The organism is Streptomyces sp. NPDC024017 (assembly GCF_040638895.1).
In the GTDB taxonomy this organism is placed as follows: Bacteria; Actinomycetota; Actinomycetes; order Streptomycetales; family Streptomycetaceae; genus Streptomyces.
In genome coordinates, this window is sequence record NZ_JBEZYZ010000008.1 from 297,773 (window position 1) to 315,329 (window position 17,557).

14 protein-coding genes are annotated in these 17,557 nt (G+C 70.9%); 5 read left to right on the forward strand and 9 right to left on the reverse strand.

All coding sequences use genetic code 11. From position 1 onward, the window contains the following. Positions 1-147: 147 nt before the first annotated feature. From AB0G20_RS23335 to AB0G20_RS23350, 4 genes are all read right to left on the reverse strand, one after another. The gene (locus tag AB0G20_RS23335) at positions 148-2,277 is read right to left on the reverse strand and encodes a 3-hydroxyacyl-CoA dehydrogenase NAD-binding domain-containing protein (RefSeq protein WP_361305501.1); all 2,130 of its coding nucleotides are present in this window, start codon (positions 2,275-2,277) and stop codon (positions 148-150) included. Continuing rightward, positions 2,274-3,491, reverse strand: coding sequence for an acetyl-CoA C-acyltransferase (locus AB0G20_RS23340; protein ID WP_361305503.1), 1,218 nt, complete (start codon positions 3,489-3,491; stop codon positions 2,274-2,276). Before AB0G20_RS23340 ends, AB0G20_RS23335 begins: the two co-directional genes overlap by 4 nt. Before the next feature lie 121 nt (positions 3,492-3,612). Then, positions 3,613-4,656: a LacI family DNA-binding transcriptional regulator gene (locus tag AB0G20_RS23345; protein WP_361305505.1), complete on the reverse strand. Its 1,044-nt coding sequence runs from the start codon at positions 4,654-4,656 to the stop codon at positions 3,613-3,615. Next, on the reverse strand, positions 4,653-7,022 hold the full coding sequence (locus tag AB0G20_RS23350) for a glycoside hydrolase family 2 protein (protein WP_361305507.1): 2,370 nt from the start codon (positions 7,020-7,022) through the stop codon (positions 4,653-4,655). Before AB0G20_RS23350 ends, AB0G20_RS23345 begins: the two co-directional genes overlap by 4 nt. A 163-nt stretch (positions 7,023-7,185) precedes the next feature. Here AB0G20_RS23350 and AB0G20_RS23355 point away from each other — a divergent pair, with 163 nt between their 5' ends. Genes AB0G20_RS23355 through AB0G20_RS23365 form a run of 3 tightly spaced genes read left to right on the forward strand, consistent with a single transcriptional unit; the run spans position 7,186 to position 10,267 of the window. Beyond that, positions 7,186-8,499, forward strand: coding sequence for an ABC transporter substrate-binding protein (locus AB0G20_RS23355; protein ID WP_361305509.1), 1,314 nt, complete (start codon positions 7,186-7,188; stop codon positions 8,497-8,499). Then, complete coding sequence (locus AB0G20_RS23360) at positions 8,499-9,440, forward strand: sugar ABC transporter permease (RefSeq protein ID WP_361305511.1); 942 nt, start codon at positions 8,499-8,501, stop codon at positions 9,438-9,440. Before AB0G20_RS23355 ends, AB0G20_RS23360 begins: the two co-directional genes overlap by 1 nt. Next, positions 9,437-10,267, forward strand: coding sequence for a carbohydrate ABC transporter permease (locus AB0G20_RS23365; protein ID WP_361305513.1), 831 nt, complete (start codon positions 9,437-9,439; stop codon positions 10,265-10,267). The genes AB0G20_RS23360 and AB0G20_RS23365 overlap by 4 nt, the downstream gene beginning before the upstream one ends. A 12-nt stretch (positions 10,268-10,279) precedes the next feature. On the opposite strand, the gene AB0G20_RS23370 is transcribed toward AB0G20_RS23365, so the two are convergent. From AB0G20_RS23370 to AB0G20_RS23380, 3 genes are all read right to left on the reverse strand, one after another. Beyond that, positions 10,280-11,569 carry a ribonuclease D gene (locus AB0G20_RS23370; protein ID WP_361305515.1) on the reverse strand — a complete coding sequence of 430 codons (1,290 nt, stop codon included), beginning with the start codon at positions 11,567-11,569 and terminating at the stop codon, positions 10,280-10,282. Positions 11,570-11,752: 183 nt separating this feature from the next. After that, positions 11,753-12,415: a response regulator transcription factor gene (locus tag AB0G20_RS23375; RefSeq protein ID WP_003993737.1), complete on the reverse strand. Its 663-nt coding sequence runs from the start codon at positions 12,413-12,415 to the stop codon at positions 11,753-11,755. A gap of 326 nt (positions 12,416-12,741) precedes the next feature. Continuing rightward, positions 12,742-13,416, reverse strand: a complete 675-nt coding sequence (locus AB0G20_RS23380) for a DUF3000 domain-containing protein (RefSeq protein WP_361305517.1) — start codon at positions 13,414-13,416, stop codon at positions 12,742-12,744. Positions 13,417-13,518: 102 nt separating this feature from the next. On the opposite strand from AB0G20_RS23380, the gene hemE reads away from it, so the two are divergent. Together hemE and AB0G20_RS23390 are read left to right on the forward strand one after the other, a co-directional pair. Further along, a complete protein-coding gene (hemE, locus tag AB0G20_RS23385) occupies positions 13,519-14,586 on the forward strand; it encodes a uroporphyrinogen decarboxylase (protein WP_361305519.1) in 1,068 nt (355 codons plus the stop codon). A gap of 113 nt (positions 14,587-14,699) precedes the next feature. Beyond that, a complete protein-coding gene (locus AB0G20_RS23390) occupies positions 14,700-15,032 on the forward strand; it encodes a hypothetical protein (protein WP_361305521.1) in 333 nt (110 codons plus the stop codon). A 116-nt stretch (positions 15,033-15,148) separates the two neighbouring features. Here AB0G20_RS23390 and AB0G20_RS23395 read toward each other — a convergent pair whose 3' ends face one another. Beyond that, on the reverse strand, positions 15,149-16,537 hold the full coding sequence (locus AB0G20_RS23395) for an FAD-dependent oxidoreductase (RefSeq protein ID WP_361305523.1): 1,389 nt from the start codon (positions 16,535-16,537) through the stop codon (positions 15,149-15,151). Positions 16,538-16,564: 27 nt separating this feature from the next. Next, positions 16,565-17,542: a DUF4349 domain-containing protein gene (locus tag AB0G20_RS23400; protein ID WP_361305525.1), complete on the reverse strand. Its 978-nt coding sequence runs from the start codon at positions 17,540-17,542 to the stop codon at positions 16,565-16,567. Positions 17,543-17,557: the final 15 nt, after the last annotated feature.

A 17,557-nucleotide genomic window follows, 5' to 3' on the forward strand; every position in this document is an offset into this window, starting at 1 on the left:
GGACGCCCGGCGGTCTGGGGTGGAGACCGTCAGAGTCAGGTAAACAATGGTCGGATTGTGTGAGGATCCTATCTGTGGCGGCATGCAAGAAGGGGGGCGGGTGCACGGATTGTTACCGTACGCCCCACCCCCCTCAGGGGTTACGCGTTACGCCGGGACGCTCGCGACGCCCTGGGCCAGGAACCTCTTGCCGTTCACGCGCTCGGAGACACCCTCGCGGTCCAGGTACGGCGTGATGCCGCCCAGGTGGAACGGCCAGCCGGCGCCCGTGATGAGGCACAGGTCGATGTCCTGCGCCTCGGCGACGACGCCCTCGTCGAGCATGATGCCGATCTCCTGCGCCACCGCGTCGAGCACGCGGTCGCGGACCTGCTCCTCCGTCAGGACCTTGTCGCCCTGCTTCAGCAGCGCGGCGACCTCGGGGTCCAGCTCCGGCTTGCCGGAGTCGTAGACGTAGAAACCGCGCTTGCCCGCCTTGACGACGGCGGCGAGGTTCGGGGAGACCGTGAAGCGGTCCGGGAACGCCCGGTTGAGCGTCTCCGAGACGTGCAGGCCGATCGCCGGGCCGACGAGCTCCAGCAGGACCAGCGGCGACATCGGCAGACCGAGCGGCTCGACGCCCTTCTCGGCGACCTCGACGGGGGTGCCCTCGTCGATGATGTTCTGGATCTCGCCCATGAAGCGGGTCAGGATGCGGTTCACGACGAACGCCGGGGCGTCCTTGGTGAGGACCGCGGTCTTCTTCAGCTTCTTGGCGACGGCGAAGGCCGTGGCCAGGGAGGCGTCGTCGGTCTTCTCGCCGCGCACGATCTCCAGGAGCGGGAGGACCGCGACCGGGTTGAAGAAGTGGAAGCCCACGACCCGCTCGGGGTTCTTCAGCTTCGACGCCATCTCCGAGACGGAGAGGGAGGAGGTGTTCGTCGCGAAGATCGCGTGCGCCGGGGCGACCGCCTCGACCTCCGCGAACACCTGCTGCTTGACGCCGATCTCCTCGAACACGGCCTCGATGATGAAGTCCGCGTCCGCGAAGCCCTCGGCCTTGTCCAGCACACCGGACACCAGCGCCTTGAGGCGGTTGGCCTTGTCCTGGTTGATGCGGCCCTTGCCGAGCAGCTTGTCGATCTCGGCGTGGACATAGCCCACACCCTTGTCGACGCGCTCCTGGTCGATGTCGGTCAGCACGACCGGCACCTCCAGGCGGCGCAGGAACAGCAGCGCGAGCTGGGAGGCCATCAGACCGGCGCCGACGACACCGACCTTGGTGACCGGGCGGGCCAGGGACTTGTCCGGGGCGCCGGCCGGGCGCTTGCCGCGCTTCTGCACCAGGTTGAAGGCGTAGATGCCGGAGCGCAGTTCGCCGCCCATGATGAGGTCGGCGAGGGCCTTGTCCTCGGCGTCGTAGCCCTGCTGGAGGTCGCCGTTCTTGGCGGCGGCGATGATGTCCAGGGCGCGGTAGGCGGCCGGGGCGGCGCCGTGCACCTTGGAGTCCGCGATGAAGCGGCCCTTGGCGACGGCCTGGTCCCAGGCCTCACCGCGGTCGATCACCGGGCGCTCGATCTCCAGCTCGCCCTTGAGGACGGCGGCGGTCCAGATCAGCGACTGCTCCAGGAAGTCCGCGCCCTCGAAGATCGCGTCGGCGATCCCGAGCTCGTAGACCTGCTTGCCCTTGAGCTGCTTGTTCTGGTTGAGGCTGTTCTCGATGATCACCGAGACGGCCTTCTCGGGGCCGATCAGGTTCGGCAGCAGCGCGCAGCCGCCCCAGCCGGGCACCAGGCCGAGGAAGACCTCGGGCAGCGAGAACGCCGGCACGGCCGCGGAGACGGTGCGGTAGGTGCAGTGCAGACCGACCTCGACACCGCCGCCCATCGCGGCGCCGTTGTAGTACGCGAAGCTCGGCACGGCCAGCTTCGACAACCGCTTGAAGACCTCGTGGCCGCCCTTGCCGATGGCGAGCGCGTGCTCGTACTCCTTGAGGATCTCCACGCCCTTGAGGTCGGCGCCGACCGCGAAGATGAACGGCTTGCCGGTGATGCCGACACCGATGATCTCGCCGTCCGCCGCCTCCTTCTCGACCTGGTCGATGGCGGCGTTCAGGTTCGCCAGCGAGGCCGGGCCGAAGGTGGTCGGCTTGGTGTGGTCGTGGCCGTTGTCCAAGGTGATCAGGGCGAAACGCCCGGCACCCAGGGGGAGGTCGAAGTGGCGTACGTGCGCACTCGTGACGACCTCGTCCGGGAACAGCTCGGAAGCCTGCTTCAGAAGCTCGGCGGTGGTGCTCACTTGTCCCCCTCGAAGTGCGGGTTCTCCCAGATGACCGTCGCGCCCATGCCGAAGCCGACGCACATGGTGGTCAGGCCGTAGCGGACGTGCGGCTGCTCCTCGAACTGGCGCGCCAGCTGCGTCATCAGGCGGACGCCCGAGGAGGCCAGCGGGTGGCCGAAGGCGATGGCGCCTCCGTACTGGTTGACGCGCTCGTCGTCGTCGGCGATGCCGTAGTGGTCGAGGAAGGCCAGGACCTGGACGGCGAAGGCCTCGTTGATCTCGAACAGGCCGATGTCGGAGATCGACAGGCCCGCCTGGGCCAGCGCCTTCTCCGTCGCCGGGATCGGGCCGTAGCCCATGACCTCCGGCTCGACACCCGCGAACGAGTAGGAGACCAGGCGCATCTTCACGGGGAGGTCGTGCTCCCGCGCGAAGTCCTCGGAGGCGATGAGCGAGGCGGTGGCGCCGTCGTTCAGACCGGCCGCGTTACCGGCGGTGACCCGGCCGTGCACACGGAACGGGGTCTTCAGGCCGGAGAGGTTCTCCAGCGTGGTGCCCGGGCGCATCGGCTCGTCGGCGGTGACCAGGCCCCAGCCCGTCTCACCGGCCTCGGGGGAGGTGCGGCGTACCGAGACCGGCACCAGGTCGGCCTGGATCTTGCCGTTGGCGTACGCCTTGGCGGCCTTCTCCTGGGAGCGCACGGCGTACTCGTCGGCGCGCAGCTTGGTGATCTGCGGGTAGCGGTCGTGCAGGTTCTCCGCGGTCATGCCCATGAACAGGGCCGACTCGTCGACCAGCTTCTCGGAGACGAACCGCGGGTTCGGGTCCACGCCCTCGCCCATGGGGTGGCGCCCCATGTGCTCGACACCGCCGGCGATGGCGACGTCGTAGGCACCGAAGGCGACGGAACCGGCGACCGCGGTCACGGCCGTCAGGGCGCCGGCGCACATGCGGTCGATGGAGTAGCCCGGCACGGACTGCGGGAGACCGGCGAGGATCCCGGCGGTGCGGCCGAGGGTCAGGCCCTGGTCACCGATCTGCGTGGTCGCGGCGATGGCGACCTCGTCGATCTTCTTGGGGTCGAGTCCGGGGTTGCGGCGCAGCAGCTCCCGGATCGCCTTCACGACGAGGTCGTCGGCACGGGTCTCGTGGTAGATGCCCTTCGGGCCCGCCTTGCCGAACGGGGTGCGGACGCCGTCGACGAAGACGACGTCCCTGACGGTACGAGGCACGATGGCTCTCCTCCAGGGTCAGGATCTGCATTGCTGCTGCGATGCGCTGAGCGCGCGCTCAGGGCCCATGCTACTTATGAGTAACGTAGCTGCACAGTCCTGACGTGGGGAGCGGTGAACGTCACACCTTCGGGGGCGCTGTGGACCCCCGCGGCGTCAGCACCGGCGTGGGCACGGGGTGCGACCCGGGCGCCTCGGCGGCCCCGGTGATCACGGAGAACAGCGTCCGGGCCACCTCCGCGCCGAACCCGTGCACGTCATGGCTCATCGCCGACAGGGTCGGGTGCGTCAGCCTGCACAGCTGGGAGTCGTCCCAGGCCAGCAGCGACACGTCCTCCGGCACCCGAAGGCCCATCTCCGCCGTCACCGACAGCCCCGCCACCGCCATGATGTCGTTGTCGTACACGATCGCGGTCGGCCGGTCCGCCGGCGCCGCGGTCAGCAGCGACCGCGTCGCCCGCGCCCCCGCGTCCCCCGAGAAGTCCGTCGCGACCTGCCACGCCCCGGCCAGCGCCAGCGCCCCCGCGGCCTCGTCGAACGCCGACGTCCGGATCGCCGTGTGCCCGAGGTCCGCCGCCCCGCCGACCCGGGCGATCCGCCGGTGCCCCAGCGCGGCCAGATACCGCACCGCCTCCGTCACGGCCGTGGCGTCGTCCGTCCACACCGATGTGAGCCCCCCGGTCAGCGAGGGGTGCCCGACGGCGACCACCGGCATCCCGAGCCGCTCCGTCATGGCCGCCCGCGGGTCGTCCGCGCGGAAGTCGACGAGGATCGACCCGCCGATCTGCCGCCCCCGCCACCACGCCTCCTGGACGCCCACCTCTTCGTCCATGTTCCGTACGAGCCGCAGCAGCAGCGAACTGGAGTGCTCGGCCAGCACGCTCTCCACGCCCGAGACGAACTCCATGTACCAGGGTTCGAGCCCCAGCATCCGCGCCGGCCGGCACACCGCCAGCCCCACCACGTCCACCCGCGATCCGGCCAGCGTCCGCGCCGTGAGGCTCGGCGCCCAGCCCAGCTCCCGCGCCGCGAGGAAGATCCGGTCCCGGGTGGCCTCCGACAGGCCCGGCTTGTGGTTGAACGCGAGGGACACGGCACCCTTGGACACACCCGCGCGTGCGGCGACGTCCTTGATGGTGACGCGAGGGGCAGGCGTTGCCGTCATCGGGTGGGCTCCACGCAGTACAGGGCCGAACGAGCAGTCTCCGCGTCCGGAGTCTTCCAGCCGCGCACCCCGATGGTCACCTCTTCGCCCGGCAGCAGCGTGACCGGCCCCCGGTCGGCCCGTGCTTCCGGGTCCAGCCGGTCGGCCTGGAGCAGCAGGTCCCGGACCAGGGTGCGGGCGGTCACCGTGATCCCGCCCGGGGCGAGCGCGACCTCGAACTGCGGGGCGGGGTAGGGGACGTCGCGGTCGGGCACCGGGAAGTGCAGCGCCCGCAGCCCGTCCGCGTCCGCGACCAGGAACTCCTTCGGCCCGACGGGCGTCAGCTCGGGCGGCACGTCCACCCGGGCCACCTTCCGCGCCCCGGCCGCCAGCCCCGCACGGCTCTCCCCGATCACCTCACCCTCGACGGACATCCGGCGCAGGGTGAGCGTCCCCGTCCAGTCCCCGGCCGACTGGTTGACGGCGGCCAGCACCAGCCGGCCGTCCTGCGCCTGCAGCGTCAGCAACCGGTCCGCGTACAGCCGTTTCAGCTCGTGGTACAGCGGCTTCTCCCGGCCGTCCCCGTCGATCGCCGCCCAGGACGTCACCGGCCAGCAGTCGTTGAGCTGCCAGACGATCGTGCCCGCGCACACCGGCCAGTGGGAGCGCCAGTGCTCGATCCCGGCCGCGACCGCCCGCGCCTGGTTGAGCTGCATGAGGTAGTGCCACCGGCCGAAGTCCCCGTCCGGCACGACGAAATGGTGCTGAAGGCCCCGCTCCAGCTTGCCGTTGCCGTCCTCGGCCTTCTGGTGGTGCAGCATGCCGGGGGAGTCCGGCGCCAGCTCCTCCCCGGGCAGGGCGCGGCGCAGCGTGCTGTACGCGGGCGGCGCCTGCCAGCCGAACTCGGCGACGAACCGCGGCACGCTCAGCCGGTAGTCCGCGTAGTCCTCCCGGTTCCACACCTCCCACGAGTGGTGGGTGCCGTGCGCCGGGTCGTTCGGGTGGTGCCGCCAGGACCCGGACCAGGGGCTCCCCGCGGTGTACGGCCGGGTCGGGTCCAACTCGGCGACCACGCGCGGCAGGACGCCCAGGTAGTAGCCCTCGCCCCAGGAGTCCCCGGCCAGCCGCGGCTCCCACTCCCAGTCCCGGAAGCCCCACAGGTTCTCGTTGTTGCCGTTCCACAGCACGAGCGACGGATGCGGCATCAGCCGTACGACGTTCTCCCGCGCCTCGGCCTCCACCTCGCCGCGCAGCGGCTGCTCCTCCGGGTAGGCCGCGCACGCGAACGGGAAGTCCTGCCAGACCAGCAGGCCGAGCTCGTCGCAGGCGTCGTAGAAGTCCTCGCTCTCGTAGATCCCGCCGCCCCAGATCCGGACGAGATCCACGCCCGCACCGGCCGCCTGCTCCAACCGCTCCCGGTAGCGCTCGCGGCTGATCCGGGACGGGAAGACGTCGTCGGGGATCCAGTTGACGCCCCGCGCGAAGAGCCGCTCGCCGTTGACGACGAGGGTGAAGCCGGTGCCGTGGGCGTCGGGCCGCCGGTCCAGCTCCACCGTCCGGAAGCCGATCCGCCGCCGCCACACGTCCAGGGCGTCGTCGCCGTGCAGCAGCCTCAACTCGACGTCGTAGAGCGGCTGTTCGCCATATCCGCGCGGCCACCACAGCCGCGCGTCCGGCACCCGCAGCCGTACGACCCCGCCCGAACCCTCGATCTCGGCCCGCGCCCGCACTCCCGCGACGGTCGCCTCCACGGCCAGTGGGGCCTCCACCCGGGTCCGCTCGACGTCGACGGCCAGCTCGACGACGCCCGTGCCCTCCTCGACGGTGACCAGCGGGCGCACCCGGACGATCCGGGCCGTCGACCAGTGCTCCAGGCGCACCGGCCGCCAGATCCCGGCCGTCACCAGGGTCGGCCCCCAGTCCCAGCCGAAGGAGCAGGCCATCTTGCGCAGGTACTGGTAGGGCTCGGCGTACGCGGCGGGCCGCTCGCCCACCCGGCCCCGCACGGCCTCGGCCTCGGCGTAGGCGGAGACGAACCGCACGGACAGCCGCCCGGACAGGCCCGTCACGTCGAACCGGTACGAGCGGTGCATGTTGCGCACCTTCCCCAGCAGCCGCCCGTCCAGGGAGACCTCGGCGACGGTGTCGAGCCCGTCGAAGACCAGGTCGGTCTGCTCCTGTCTCCCCGGGCCGCCGATCTCCCGCTCGTACGTCCAGTCCCGGCGCCCCACCCACGCCACCTCGGTCTCGTTCCGGCCGAGGAACGGGTCCGGGATCACCCCGGCCGCCATCAGGTCGGTGTGCACGCACCCCGGCACGGTGGCCGGCAGCGTGTCCGAGTCGTGCCGCAGGATCCATCCGTCGCCGAGCGGTGTGGCCTCCAGCATGCGCACTCCCTTAACCGGTTCAGTGAAGAGTCGTGAGTAGGTTTCGCATCGTTGGCGCGATTGGGACTTTACCGGTTGAGTGCACGCTGTCAGAGTTCCGAACCAGCCATACCGCACGTGCTCGTCCGTCCCGAGTCCCCCTCAGCGAACGGAGCTGATGCACATGAACCGCCGAACCGTCCTCGCCCTCACCGTGGGCGCCGCCCTGCTGGCCTCCGGCTGCACCGGCACCGGAGGCTCCTCCCGAGGCGCCGACGCCGAGGCGCCCGACGATCCCTCCAAGGTCGACGGGACCATCACCGTCCTCACCCACCGGACCGACCTCGTGCAGGACGGGACGATGAAGAAGTACGCCGCCGAGTTCAACAAGACGTACCCCAAGGTGAAGGTCGAGTTCGACGCCATCACCGACTACGAGGGCGAAGTCAAGATCCGTATGAACACGGAGAACTACGGCGATGTCCTCATGATCCCCGGGGTCATCGAGAAGAAGGACTACCCCAAGTTCTTCGCCTCGCTGGGCAGTCGGACCGAGCGGAGCAAGAAGTACCGCTTCACCGACTACACCACCGTCGAGGGCAAGGTCTACGGCCAGAGCCCGCTCGGCGCGGTCCCGGGCTTCATCTACAACAAGAAGGTCTGGCAGCGGGCCGGGATCACCGACTGGCCCACGACACCCGCCGAGTTCCTCGACGACCTGAAGACGATCAAGTCGAAGACCGAAGCGGTCCCGTACTACACCAACTTCAAGGACATGTGGCCGCTCACCCAGTGGACGCAGGTCAACGGTTCCGTCAGCTGTGACGAGCAGGCCACCACCGGACTCGCCGAGGGCGACCCCTGGGCCGAGGGAGCCGACCTGCGGACCGCCGACGAGCTGCTGTACGACATCGTGCACGAGGGGCTCGTCGAGAAGGACCCGACGACCACCAACTGGGAAGCGTCAAAGCCCAAGCTGGCGAAGGGCGAGATCGCCACGATGTGGCTCGGCTCCTGGGCGGTCATCCAGATGCAGGGTGCGGCGAAGCAGGCCGGTGCCGACCCGGCCGACATCGGGTTCATGCCCTTCCCCGCCCAGAAGAACGGCACGTTCTGCGCGGTGGCGCTGCCCGACTACAACCAGGCCGTCAACGTCCACTCCGAGAACAAGGCGGCGGCCCGCGCCTGGATCGACTGGTTCACCGAGAAGTCCGGCTACGCGCAGGACAACCTCGCGCTGTCCCCGATCAAGGACGCCCCGCTGCCCGCCGTGCTGAAGCCGTACGAGGAGAAGGGCGTGAAGCTCCTCGACCTCGACGACAGTGAGGGCGCCCGGGTGAAGTCCATCGACAACCAGTCCGAGATCGGCATCTACAAGCCCGACTACCGCCAGGACCTCGTCGACCTCGCCCGCGGTGCCAAGAAGGGCAACCTGGACGATTACCTGGCCGGCCTCGGCAAGAAGTGGACCGAGACGCGGAAGTCGCTGGGGTCCTGATGACGGACACCACCGAGAAGGCGGCCCCCGGGGCCGTCGCGGGGGCGGCACCCGCCGCCCCCGCCCCGCGCCGGGCACGTCTGTGGCGCGGGGCCACCCCCTGGCTCTTCCTGCTCGCCCCGCTCGCCCTCCTGATCGTCTTCACCTACGCGCCGATCGCCAACATGGTCGCGTACAGCTTCACCGACTGGGACGGGGTGAGCCCCGAACTGCACTACACGGGAGCCGAGAACTACGCCGAACTGTTCACCCGCTCGGAGCTGTTCGAGGTCTTCTGGGTCAGCGGCTACTACCTGGCGGCCTCGGTGGTCCAGATCGTGGCCGCGCTCTACTTCGCCACGATCCTCAGCTTCAACGTCCGCTTCCGGAACTTCTTCAAGGGCGTGCTGTTCTTCCCGTACCTGATCAACGGCGTGGCGATCGGATTCGTCTTCCTCTACTTCTTCCAGGACGGCGGCACCCTCGACTCCGTGCTGAGCCTGTTCGGCATGGAGACGGACCGCGCCTGGCTGGGCACCCCGACGTCGGCGAACACCTCCCTCGCCGCCGTCTCGGTCTGGCGCTACCTGGGCCTGAACTTCGTCCTCTTCCTCGGCGCGATCCAGTCGATCCCCGGGGAGCTGTACGAGGCGGCCGAACTGGACGGCGCGAACCGCTGGCACCAGTTCCGCTACATCATCGCCCCGGGCATCAGGCCGGTCCTGTCCCTCACCGTGATCCTCTCGATCTCGGGCTCCCTGTCGGTCTTCGAGATCCCGTACATCATGACCGGCGGCGCGACCGGCACCGAGACCTTCGTGATCCAGACCGTGAAGCTGGCGTTCCAGTTCAACAAGACGGGCCTCGCCTCGGCGGCCGCGGTGGTGCTGCTGCTGATCGTCCTGGCGGTGACCTGGGTGCAGCGGCGCCTTGCCCCCGACGACAAGGTGGACCTCGTATGACGCGCCGCGCGGTGACCCGCGTCCTCGTGTACCTGTCGCTGATCGCCGCGACCGCGGTGGTCCTGCTCCCGCTGGCCGCCGTGTTCCTGACCTCCCTCAAGTCCGAGAAGGAGATGGCGGACGGCAGCGGGGCGCTCGCGCTCCCCGGCGACCCGTTCAACTTCCACAACTACGTGACGGCGTTCCAGGACGGCCGGATGCTCTCGGCCTTCGCCAACACCGCGATCATCCTGGTCGTCGCCATCACCGGCACGGTCCTCATCGGCTCGATGACCGCGTACGCCATCGACCGCTTCCGGTTCCGCTTCCGCAGGTCGGTCCTGGCCCTGTTCCTGGTCGCCGCGCTGGTCCCCGGGGTGACCACCCAGGTGGCCACCTTCCAGATCGTCAACAGCTTCGGCATGTTCGACAGTCTCTGGGCGCCGATCGCCCTCTACATGGGCACGGACGTCGTCTCGATCTACATCTTCCTGCAGTTCGTCCGCTCGATCCCGGTCTCCCTGGACGAGTCGGCCCGCATCGACGGAGCCAACGCCTTCACGGTCTACCGCAAGGTCATCTTCCCGCTGCTGAAACCGGCGATCGCGACGGTCGTGATCGTGAAGGGGATCAACGTCTACAACGACTTCTACATCCCCTTCCTCTACATGCCCTCCGAAGATCTTGGCGTGATCTCGACGTCGCTGTTCCGCTTCAAGGGCCCGTTCGGCGCCCACTGGGAGACGATCTCGGCGGGAGCGATCCTGGTCATCGTCCCCACTCTGGTCGTCTTCCTGTTCCTCCAGCGGTTCATCTACAACGGTTTCACCCGGGGGGCCACGAAGTAGCCGGCCCTGCCTTCAGGCCTCCTTCGCGGACAGCGCCTCCACCAGCACCGGCGTCACCTGCTCCACCTGCCACGGCCGCGCGCCATGACCTGCCAGCGCGGCCGCCACCGACTCGGCGTCCACCACCGCCGGCGGTTCCCAGCACACCCGCCGCACCGTGTCCGGCGTGATCAGATTCTCCTGCGGCATGTTCAGCTGCTCGGCCAGCGCCGACACCCCGGCCCGGGCAGCGGACAAACGCGCCGCGGCCGCGGGGTCCTTCTCCGCCCAGGCGCGCGGCGGCGGAGGGCCGGTCAGCGGCTGCCCGGGCTGCGGCAGCTGCGCCTCGCTCAGCCCCTTCGCCCGGTCCACCGCCGCCTGCCACTGCTCCAGCTGCCGCTTGCCCACGCGGTGGCCGAAACCGTTCAGCACGGCCAGTGCCTGCACATTGGCCGGAAGCGCCAGCGCGGCCTCCACGATGGCCGCGTCCCCGAGCACCTTGCCCGGCGACACGTCCCGCCGCTGGGCGATCCGGTCCCGGGTCTGCCACAGCTCCCGGACGACGGCCAGCTGCCGCCGCCGGCGCACCTTGTGCATGCCGGACGTACGCCGCCACGGGTCCTTGCGGGGCTCGGGCGGCGGAGCCGAGGCGATCGCGTCGAACTCCTGGCGGGCCCACTCCAGCTTGCCCTGCCGGTCCAGCTCCTTCTCCAGCGCGTCGCGCAGGTCGACGAGCAGCTCGACGTCCAGCGCCGCATAGCGCAGCCAGGGCTCGGGCAGGGGCCGGGTCGACCAGTCGACGGCGGAGTGCCCCTTCTCCAGGACGAAGCCCAGCACGCTCTCGACCATCGCGCCGAGACCGACCCGGGGGAACCCGGCGAGCCGTCCGGCCAGCTCCGTGTCGAACAGCCGCGTCGGCACCATGCCTATCTCGCGCAGGCAGGGCAGGTCCTGGGTGGCGGCGTGCAGCACCCACTCGACGCCGGACAGGGCATCACCGAGGGCGGACAGGTCGGGACAGGCCACGGGGTCGATCAGGGCCGTTCCGGCGCCCTCACGGCGCAGCTGCACGAGGTAGGCGCGCTGCCCGTAGCGGTAGCCGGACGCGCGCTCGGCGTCGACGGCGACGGGCCCGGACCCCGCCTCGAAGGCGGCGATCATCCGGGCCAGGGCGGTCTCGTCCGCGATGACGGGCGGAATGCCCTCACGTGGTTCCAGCAAAGGGATCGGCGCCTCCATAGCAGAAGATCCGCCGTCGTCCGGAGGGGCGCCTCCGGTGGTTCGCAGTGAGCTGTCTGCTGCGGTGTCGTGGGCGTCGGTCACCTGTCAAGGGTATCCATGTATGGACAGCGCCCGCCGACGGAACGTTCCGTCGACGGGCGCTCGAGGGTCGCAAACCAGTCATGTCGGGGAAGCGGCGGGTTCACGAACCGTGGGTGAGTGAACGGGGCCGACGGCCGGTCTCGTTCACGTGAACGAATGATCACGTAGGGTCACGATGGAGGGTCAGTGGATGATCCCGGTCCGCAGCGCCACCGCGACCATGCCGGCGCGGTCGCCCGTGCCGAGCTTGCGGGCGATGCGGGCGAGGTGGCTCTTGACGGTCAGGGCAGACAGGCCCATCGAGACGCCGATCGCCTTGTTGGACTGGCCTTCCGCGACCAGTCGCAGCACCTCGACCTCGCGGCCGGACAGTTCGCGGTAGCCGCCCGGGTGGCTCGGGGCGCCCGGGGGGCGGCGGTGCAGACGCGCGGCGGCGGCGCCGATGGGGGCGGCGCCCGGGCGGGTGGGGAGCCCGACGTTGGTGCGGGTGCCGGTGACGACGTAACCCTTCACTCCGCCGGCGAGTGCGTTGCGCACGGCGCCGATGTCGTCGGCGGCGGAGAGGGCGAGCCCGTTGGGCCAGCCCGCGGCGCGGGTCTCCGACAGCAGGGTGAGGCCGGAGCCGTCCGGCAGGTGGACGTCGGCGACACAGATGTCGCGGGGGTTGCCGATGCGGGGACGAGCCTCCGCGATGGACGAGGCCTCGATGACGTCGCGCACACCGAGCGCCCACAGGTGGCGGGTGACGGTGGAGCGGACGCGCGGGTCGGCCACGACCACCATGGCGGTCGGCTTGTTCGGGCGGTAGGCGACCAGGCTTGCGGGCTGCTCGAGGAGAACGGACACCAGGCCTCCTGGGGTGCGGGACGGGGCCGGCTCGTGGGGGGTGAAGCCGGGACGAACCGTGCTTTCAAGGTCACAGTCGTCTTCGGCACCGAACCCGTCCGCCTTTAGAGAATGATCACGATTCGGTGATAACAATCCGTGCAATTCGGACACGCGGTCGATCATTCGAAGGCCGGACGGTTTCGGTCTGCGTCGGTACGCGGTCGAAAGTGGCCGTATCGACAAAGTGATTCGGCCAAGAGGGGGACTCAGGTGTGATCGTCGGCAGGACATGGTTGACCGCCCCGCACAAGGTCGATCAGTGCGGGGCGGTCAGGGGGGTTCGATCAGCGGGACTGCGGTCCGCGCCGCTGAGGCAGCGTCACCACCGACGCGTCCCCGGGGCCGGCCGGAGGCAGCCCTGCGATCTGGGCGAGCAGATCGCACCAGGCCGCCAGATGCGCGGCCGTGTCCGGGACTCCGCCCAGGCCCTCGCGCGGCGTCCACGACGCACGGATCTCGATCTGCGAGGCGGCCGGGCGCGCGGACAGGCCGCCGAAGTAGTGGGAGCTCGCGCGCGTGACGGTGCCGCTCGGCTCCCCGTACGTCAGCCCGCGCGTCTGGAGCGCGCCGGTCAGCCAGGACCAGCACACCTCCGGCAGCAGCGGGTCCGCCGCCATCTCCGGCTCCAGCTCCGCGCGCACCAGCGTCACCAGCCGGAACGTGCCCCGCCAGGCGTCGTGCCCGGCCGGGTCGTGCAGCAGCACCAGCCGGCCGTCGGCCAGGTCCTGATCGCCGTCGACGACCGCGGCCTCCAGCGCGTAGGAGTGGGGGGCGAGCCGCTTCGGCGGGGGCGTCGGCTCGACCTCGATCTGGGGCCGCAGCCGCGCCGCCCTGAGCGCGTCGACGGCGGCCCGGAAGGGCAGCGGGGCGGAGTCCGCCTCCCGCCGGTCGTTCTCGGTGTCCTTCGCTTCGTCCATTCCGCCAGCGCCGTCCGACAGTCGTCCCTGAGCCGCAGCCATGCGGGAAGATTACGGGGACCGGAGCCCGGGTGCCGGGCTAGACACCCCGCGCCTCTCCAGGGGCTGAATCACACCGTCGGACGCCGTGCGAAACTTGGCCCCGTGAGTGCCAACGACGCCCCTCGGGCCCAGCAGCCGTCCGCCCCGTACGAATCCGCCTTCCTCAAGGCCTGCCGGCGCGAGCCCGTGCCGCACACGCCGGTGTGGTTCATGCGGCAGGCCGGGCGCTCACTGCCGGAGTACCGCAAGGTGCGCGAGGGCATCCCGATGCTCGAGTCCTGCATGCGGCCCGAACTGGTCACCGAGATCACCCTCCAGCCGGTGCGCCGGCACGGCGTGGACGCGGCGATCTACTTCAGCGACATCGTGGTCCCGCTCAAGGCCATCGGCATCGACCTCGACATCAAGCCCGGCGTCGGCCCGGTCGTCGAGCGCCCGATCCGCACCCGGGCGGACCTCGCGCAGCTGCGCGACCTGACCCCCGAGGACGTCTCCTACGTCACCGAGGCCATCGGTCTGCTCACCGGCGAGCTCGGCGCCACGCCCCTCATCGGCTTCGCCGGGGCCCCCTTCACCCTCGCCAGCTACCTCGTCGAGGGCGGCCCGTCCCGCACGTACGAGAATGCCAAGGCGATGATGTACGGCGACCCCGAGCTGTGGGCCGACCTGCTCGACCGCCTCGCGGACATCACCGCCGCGTTCCTGAAGGTGCAGATCGAGGCGGGCGCCTCGGCGGTCCAGCTGTTCGACTCCTGGGCCGGTGCGCTGGCCCCCGTCGACTACCGCCGCTCGGTGCTGCCCGCGTCGGCGAAGGTCTTCGAGGCCGTGGCCGGTTACGGCGTCCCGCGCATCCACTTCGGTGTCGGCACCGGTGAGCTGCTGGGCCTCATGGGCGAGGCCGGAGCGGACGTCGTCGGCGTCGACTGGCGCGTCCCGATGGACGAGGCCGCCCGCCGGGTCGGTCCCGGCAAGGCGCTCCAGGGCAACCTCGACCCGACCGTGCTGTTCGCCCCGACGGAGGCCGTCGAGTCCAAGACCCTCGAGGTCCTGGACTCGGCGAAGGACCTCGAAGGCCACATCTTCAACCTCGGTCACGGCGTCATGCCGTCCACGGACCCCGACGCGCTGACGCGGCTGGTGGAGCACGTGCACACGCGGACGGCGCGCTGACGCGGATCCGATCGGCCGGTTCGGTGAACGCGGCCGCACGGGCGTGCGTATGTGTCGGCAACCGCCCGCGGCGCGGGGAAGGCGGGTCGCGGGGCCGACGTGAGGAACAGGCGATGAACGACCGAGTTACTCCCGCGATGCACGCACTGCCCGACGGTGAGGCGGAGCTGACGCTGGTGGTGCGGCTGCCCTGGGAGGACGTGGCCCGCCTCGGACAGGACGCGGGGCGGCTGGCGACCCAGTTGCGGCGGCCTGTCACGTTGGAGGAGGCGGTGAGCCACCGGTTGCGGTCGACCCGGGTGGCCTCGCACGCGAAGCCGGCGGGGGAGCAGCCACCGGCGGTGACAGCTGCTTCGGCGTCGGTGTCGTCCCTGCCGTCGCGGCCGCCGGCGGAGCAGGCGCGCCAGGCGATCGACCGGATCAACGGTACGGCGGGGACCGCATAGGCCGTTTCGCCGTTGGGGCGCGGGTGCGTCGGCGGCCGCGGGTGCGTGGTGGCTTGTCGCGCCCGCGGCGGAGCCGCACATTGATACAGCCCCGCGCCCCTGACGGGCCTACCCCGTCACGAGGTGCCGCGGACTTTCGCCGCCGCCTTGCGGGCCGCTACCAGGACCGGGTCCCAGACCGGGGAGAACGGTGGGGCGTAGCCCAGGTCCAGGGCCGTCATCTGTTCCACCGTCATGCCTGCCGTGAGGGCGACCGCCGCGATGTCGACGCGCTTGCCCGCGCCCTCCCGGCCGACGATCTGGACGCCGAGGAGGCGGCCCGTGCGGTGCTCGGCGAGCATCTTGACCGTCATGGAGGAGGCGTTCGGGTAGTAGCCCGCGCGGCTGGTCGACTCGATGGTGACCGACTCGAAGCGCAGGCCCACCCGGCGGGCGTCCTTCTCCCGCAGGCCCGTGCGGGCGATCTCCAGGTCGCAGACCTTGCTGACCGCCGTGCCGACCACGCCCGGGAAGGTGGCGTAACCGCCGCCGATGTTGGTGCCGATGACCTGGCCGTGCTTGTTGGCGTGGGTGCCGAGCGGGACGTGCCGGTCCTGTCCCGAGACCAGGTCGAGGACCTCGGCGCAGTCGCCGCCGGCCCAGATGTTCTCGTGGCCGCGCACCCGCATCGAACGGTCCGTGAGGAGACCGCCGTGCGGGCCCAGGGGAAGGCCGGCGGCCTGCGCGAGAGTCGTCTCGGGGCGGACGCCGATGCCGAGCACGACGACGTCAGCCGGGAACTCGCGGTCTGCCGTGACCACCGCCCGCACCCGCCCGTCGTCACCGGTCAGGATCTTCGTGACCTCGGCGTCGTTCACCATCGTGATGCCCAGGCCCTCCATGGCCTTGTGCACCAGGCAGCCCATGTCGGGGTCGAGGGTCGACATGGGTTCGCTGCCGCGGTTGACGACCGTCACCTCGTAGCCGCGGTTGATGAGGGCCTCGGCCATCTCCACACCGATGTACCCGGCCCCGACGACCACCGCGCGGCGGCCACGCGTGCGTTCCAGCGTGTCGAGGAGCGCCTGTCCGTCGTCCAGCGTCTGCACGCCGTGCACCCCGGCCGCGTCGGCGCCGGGCATGTCGGGCCGGATCGGCCGGGCGCCGGTCGCGATCACGAGTTCGTCGTACGACGTCCAGGACTCCTCGCCGGACTCGACGTCACGCGCGCGTACCCGCTGCCCGTCGAGGTCGAGTTCCGTGACCTCGGTGCGCAGCCGCAGGTCGATGCCGCGTGCGCGGTGCTCCTCGGGGGTGCGGGCGATGAGCTGGTCCCTCTCGGTGACGTCGCCGCCCACCCAGTAGGGGATGCCGCACGCCGAGTACGACGTGAAGTGGCCCCGTTCGAATGCCACGATCTCCAGCTCGTCGGGGCCCTTCAGACGGCGCGCCTGCGACGCCGCGGACATGCCCGCGGCGTCGCCGCCGATGACGACCAGTCGCTCCCGTGTACGGCTCATGTTCATGCGAACACGCTACGCGAGCAGGGCATTTCAGTCCCGCTCACCCGGGGTTCGCGGCTGCGAGGACTCCGGTGCCGGCCGGGCCGTCGGCAGCGGGCCCAGGGCGGTCGTCGCGGGCGCGGGCGCGGGACGCCGCGGCAGGCGGGGGCGTACGACCCGCACCCACAGCAGGGCGATCAGCGCGGTCACCGCCGCGAACGGCAGCACGGCGCCGAAGGCCACCGCGAGCCAGCGCAGCATGGTCACGAACGCGTTCCAGCCGCCCGCGAGCGCGTCCACGAACCCGGGGTCGTCGTCCTTGGCCTCCTTCTTCACCGGGGTCTCGGACAGCGACAGGGTGATGGTGGCCAGGCTGGTGCGGTCCTTCAGGGACTTCTGCCGGGCGAGCAGCGCCTCCAGGTCGGCCTGGCGGGTGCTCAGCTCGCCCTCCAGCGTCACCACGTCACTGAGCTTGGTGGCCTGGTCCATCAGCTCGCGGATCCGGGCCACGCTGGCGCGCTGCGTCTTGATCCGGCTCTCCACGTCGACGACCTGGTCGGTGACGTCCTCGGCCTTGGCACTGCGGTCGAGGAGTTTGCCGGAGCCCTCCAGTTCGGCGAGGACCTCGTCGTACTTCTCGACGGGCACGCGCAGCACGACCCGGGTGCGCTCGTGGCCCTCGGTGTCCCGGGTGGTGGTCTCGTTGCCGACGTAGCCGCCCGCGTTCTCCACGCCGGTGCGGGCCTGGTCCAGGGCCTTCGGGACGTCCTTGACCTGCACGGTCAGGGAGGCCGTGCGGATGATGTGGCTCGCGGCGAGCTTCGGCGGCGCCGTGGCCTTCGCGCCGCTTCCGGCGCCGCCGGGCGCGGCTTCGCCCGAGACGGCCTTGTCGTCCGCCCCGTGGTCGGCGGCGGACCTGCTGCCGCCCGAGGCGTCGTCCCCGGCGCTGCACCCGGTGAGCGCGAGGGCGGCCGCCAGCAGGAGTGCGGCCAGGGCCGACGCGGGGTGTCGTACGGATCGTGTGCGCATGCGGGCATCCCCCGA